The following is a 4,404-nucleotide window of genomic DNA, read 5'->3' as shown; positions in this document are numbered from 1 at the left end:
AGGAATGATCAGGCAAGGAGACGGGGCTCAGGCAAATTACAGAAGATCTGAGACGTTACCTGGTGGGGCACTTCGAGGTCGTAGTATGCCATCCACTGATCCGCCCACACGGGCTTTTCAAGTTTCAGGACTCTGTCACCACCGCCGGCACGGTACAGGCGAATGTAGTCCTGTCCCATTGAGTCGACAAATGCTTTCGCCTCAAAGCCGTTCTCCCGGCACTTTCGCTGACAGTCCTGCACCCTCCTCATGCCGCCGCGTTTCTTTAACCATCCCAGAAAAATAGCTCCTTTCTCCTCCGGGTCAGGCCCTTCTGGCGCAGGATGGTTGCGTTCTCTCACCGGACGGCACCACAGGGCATATTGACTTTGGGGCGTTATTAATATTCTATTTTCCTCCTTGCCTTAAACCTGGCTCAAAGCAACGTATTCTACTCTCATTTCTTCGACAGTGTCGAAAGAATTCTCTTACCGTATGGTGCTCGCTCTTCCTTGAGAATATCCCTGTCGATTCGGTCGCCGATATGCCGGTACAGCAGACCCAGTTCGACGTTTACTGCAGTCGCAGCACGGCCTTTTGCCGCGCGGATCAGGTCACGGAGATCTGAGAGGAGAAAGGAGATGTCCGGTTCTGAAGAGAGTGATCCGACCACGCGTGATGCAGGACTGTCCGGCCACGGTGACAGGATGCGAGCTCCCGGATATCGGAGGGTATAAGGCGAAGGATGGAGTAATCAGGTGTAACGATGCATCCCCTTGCTCAGATCCGGCAGAACCTACTTGTTATCCGGGAGCGCTACGGCGTGGCCCGTATCGGCATCTTCGGGTCGGTGGCACGGAGCGAGGAGACGCCGGCAAGCGACATCGATATCCTGGTGGAGTTCCGGGAGGGGGAGGAGACCTTCGACCACTTTATGGATCTCAAGTTCTACCTCGAGGATCTCCTGGGGCGGAAGACGGACCTTGTTATTGCCGATACCTTGAAGCCCCGGATCCGCGAGGCCGTCCTCGGCGAGGTTGTCTATGCCTAGGGAACTGTTGCTGCTCGTCAAGCAATGTAAACAAGTCTTTGAGCTTCTTTAAGGCAGAATAATCTGGTTAGAAAACGGGACTAGACGAAATTACAGAATTCCCGTTAGATTAGTGCATTCACCGTTGGGCATTCGCATTCTTTTTTGCTTCAGACCACGAAAATTACACTTAAATACTTCTATTGATCATACACAGTGTAAGACATCTAGGGGTTGCTAAAGAGGTTCAACAGGATGAAAGTTCAGAATGCCAAGCCGTTTTTAAAGTGGGCTGGTGGAAAAGGCCAGTTGCTAGAGGAATTTGAGACTCGGTTTCCCCTAGAAGTTAGAGAGGGCCTTGTAGATACATATGTTGAGCCGTTTGTAGGTGGAGGGGCGGTCTACTTCTATATAAACAACAATTACACCTTTGACGAATGTCACATTTTTGATGTAAACGAAGAACTCGTGCTAGCTTATAACGTCGTCAAGAACGATGTCGAGGAACTTATTGAACTATTGAAAGATATGGAAACTGCATATCTGAGATTAGATCCTGAGAAGAGGCAAGAGTTGTTTTACGAAATCCGTAACAGATTCAACGAATTTAAGACCTCAATTCAGTGGCAGAAATACAGTAAAGCGTGGGTTCAGAGGGCAGCAGATCTCATATTCCTCAATAAAACTTGCTTCAACGGGTTATTCCGGGTCAATTCGAAAGGCGAGTTCAACGTGCCTTTCGGTCGGTACAAAAACCCCAAAATACTGCATAAAGAAGTGCTCCAAAGTGATTCGGTTCTCCTTGAAAATACGAGCATACATCTCGGTGACTTCTCGACATGCGCTCAGTATGTCGATGGGAGCACGTTCGTCTACTTTGATCCACCATACAGGCCTCTGAACCAGACTTCGAGTTTCACCTCCTACTCCAAGGATGGTTTCGGAGATGATGACCAGAGGCGCCTTGCTGAGTTCTTCCATACCCTAGATTCAAAAGGAGCGAAGTTGATGCTGAGCAACTCGGATCCTAAAAATGAAGATCCAGCCGATCATTTCTTCGAAGACCTTTATTCAGACTATCATATCGATCGGGTTTCGGCTCGTCGCGCAATTAATTGTAACGGTGAGCGGCGGGGCGAAATCAATGAATTGATAATAACCAATTACAAAACTGGAAGAAACGATCTTCCGGTGTTTTGATGGGAAAAAACGACGAGGCATGGCAAAACGTCTTTAATAATCTCAATCTTCTGGAAAGAATCAATAGTAATGGGTTTGTCTACGTTACAGCCGATGAACTTAAAGAGAACAGTGGCAGTCATCGTGAACCCCGCCTGATGGCAAAGCAAGATACCCAGAGTTCACGGCCTACGATTTTTAAAAAGCATAATCTCTCTATTTTCCCTGTCGATAATGGCAGGTACATTATCTTCAAGGACGACACCCAGCAGAGTTACTATTCATATGGCGCGTCGCTGGATAGCACCCTAATCACAGAATACGTCCCTAGGGCTGAAATTCAGAATTTCAAGACGCTTCAGTTAAGTTCGATATCTAGCGAATCGCAAGCAATTGATTACGCTTATCTTGTATCCCTGTTGAAGACGTTTACCAATGAGTCCGATCTGTTTCTGACAATCCGTGGAAGATTACGTTCCACCAAGTTTGACTTCCGTCTCCCCGGTTGTGATCATCGTGTCGATGTATCAGGGGTTCAAATTGAGGTGGATGCCGGCTTTGAGAGTCAGGATAAGATATATGTCCTGGAGGCCAAAATTGGGAAGCGGGATGATTTCCATATCCGGCAGCTCTACTATCCATATCGAGACTGGTCCATCCGGACGGATAAAGAAGTTATTCCAATATTCTTTATATATACCAATGGGGTCTTCTATCTGACTGAATTTAGGTTTGGGGATAAATTTGGAGAGTTAGAAGTTGTCCGATCTCAGGGGTTTGTGGTTAACGAGCCTGTCAAGCAGATCATTAATCTCAGCGAGTTTGTCAAAACGGTCCCGGTCGCTAGCGAAGAGCCTCAAGGTGTTCCTTATCCTCAGGCAAACGATCTCGATAAAGTCATAGATCTCGTGACCAACTTTGAAGGGGATACTCTCAATACAAAGGAATCAATTGCCACTTTCTTTGACTTCGACGAAAGGCAGGGGGATTATTATGCCAATGCTGCCATTTATCTTGGGTTTTTGAAGCGTGACGATGATAGAGGAAACACGTTTGAACTCACTCCCCTTGGTGAAACATTACGGCGGTACAACAACCGGAATCAGAGGAATTTATTATTACTCAAGCAGATTCTAGCGAAGCCTACCTTCAATACATTACTCCATGATCTTATCCAATTAAATTGTAACCTTGAAAGATTGAGCCTCGCTCACATTGCAGATGTTATTGAGGCGAACACTACGCTATCCGGGGACACGCTACGCAGAAGGGCTTCGACTGTTAAACGATGGTTCCAGTGGATCTGTGATAACGTTGAATTCACATTCTGAGAATGAGTTCAGTGAGTAAAGTTCACTCCTCACCTTCTCTCTGTGTTCCATCGCTGAAAGTGGGGCATTATTTTCACACCGCGCTGGGTAAATATTTATTCATAGACGATTGAGACCTCTCCAAGGTGTGATCGGAGATGAGGTGTCGTGCCAATCGTGATACACATTGCTATCAGTTAAAGGAAGGCAAAAAGATCGTCTATCAAGGCATTACGAAAAATCCGGACTCACGATTTGAAGATCATGTTCGGAGTGGAAAAAAGTTTACACATATGCTCTGTGGTCCCAAAAGATCACGTTCACGAGCGTTAAAAGAGGAACGGGCAAGCATCGAGCGCTACAAACGTTCTCACGGAGGAAGAAGGCCAAAATACAACAGGATCTAAATTAGATCCTGGTATAACCCATCTAGAAGGTGAGAGGATGAATTATGAGTTGCTGCTAAAGTTAGTTAGAGATGTGCCTGATAATCTTGACCAAAAGGCGAAGAGAAAGTTACCCTCAAAGAAGATGCGAGAAGAAATCTCAAAAAGAGATGAAATGAAATGCCAGATCTGCGGTAGAATGGGTGAGTATGGTTCAAGAAATCCGTACACATACGGCTCATCAGCATATGAGGGAAAATTGCAGATACATAACATCATTCCAAGCGGCGATGCAGAACCCGAAAATTTAATTGTGCTCTGCAAATATTGTCATTCTGCTGTTCATAATCTCTTGTATTCTGCTGGAAAATGGAAGTACGTAAATATCCGATGAAACTCTGCTAGCGCATATAATGTATTCAAAGGGGCAGTGGCACTCAGAAAGCGTGTCAACCCAGAACAGAATGCTGCTATGGGGATTTGAACCCCAGTCGTCGGCGTGAAAGGCCGACATGATTGG

General features: G+C 46.3%; 6 protein-coding genes. 4 read left to right on the top strand and 2 right to left on the bottom strand.

The annotated features are described in order from the left end of the window. Positions 1-8 precede the first annotated feature (8 nt). Together ACI94_RS05075 and ACI94_RS11030 are read right to left on the bottom strand one after the other, a co-directional pair. Positions 9-251 carry a hypothetical protein gene (locus ACI94_RS05075; RefSeq protein WP_286681170.1) on the bottom strand — a complete coding sequence of 81 codons (243 nt, stop codon included), beginning with the start codon at positions 249-251 and terminating at the stop codon, positions 9-11. 185 nt (positions 252-436) lie between these two features. Continuing rightward, a complete protein-coding gene (locus ACI94_RS11030) occupies positions 437-652 on the bottom strand; it encodes a DUF1016 N-terminal domain-containing protein (RefSeq protein WP_353743242.1) in 216 nt (71 codons plus the stop codon). Positions 653-745: 93 nt separating this feature from the next. On the opposite strand from ACI94_RS11030, the gene ACI94_RS05070 reads away from it, so the two are divergent. The 4 genes from ACI94_RS05070 (at position 746) to ACI94_RS05055 (ending at position 4,278) form a co-directional block, all read left to right on the top strand. Continuing rightward, positions 746-1,030: a nucleotidyltransferase family protein gene (locus ACI94_RS05070; protein ID WP_286681169.1), complete on the top strand. Its 285-nt coding sequence runs from the start codon at positions 746-748 to the stop codon at positions 1,028-1,030. A gap of 234 nt (positions 1,031-1,264) precedes the next feature. Then, complete coding sequence (locus ACI94_RS05065; protein WP_286681168.1) at positions 1,265-2,209, top strand: DNA adenine methylase; 945 nt, start codon at positions 1,265-1,267, stop codon at positions 2,207-2,209. Next, complete coding sequence (locus ACI94_RS05060) at positions 2,209-3,519, top strand: type II restriction enzyme (RefSeq protein ID WP_286681167.1); 1,311 nt, start codon at positions 2,209-2,211, stop codon at positions 3,517-3,519. Before ACI94_RS05065 ends, ACI94_RS05060 begins: the two co-directional genes overlap by 1 nt. 423 nt (positions 3,520-3,942) lie before the next feature. Beyond that, entirely contained in the window at positions 3,943-4,278 is a 336-nt protein-coding gene (locus tag ACI94_RS05055) for an HNH endonuclease (RefSeq protein ID WP_286681166.1), read from the top strand. Positions 4,279-4,404 lie beyond the last annotated feature (126 nt).

Origin of the sequence: Methanoculleus sp. DTU007, assembly GCF_001512385.1 — an archaeon.
Classification (GTDB): Archaea; Halobacteriota; Methanomicrobia; order Methanomicrobiales; family Methanoculleaceae; genus Methanoculleus; species Methanoculleus thermophilus.
Note: the sequence above shows the minus strand (reverse complement) of the source record. Positions and strands in the feature narration are given on the sequence as shown.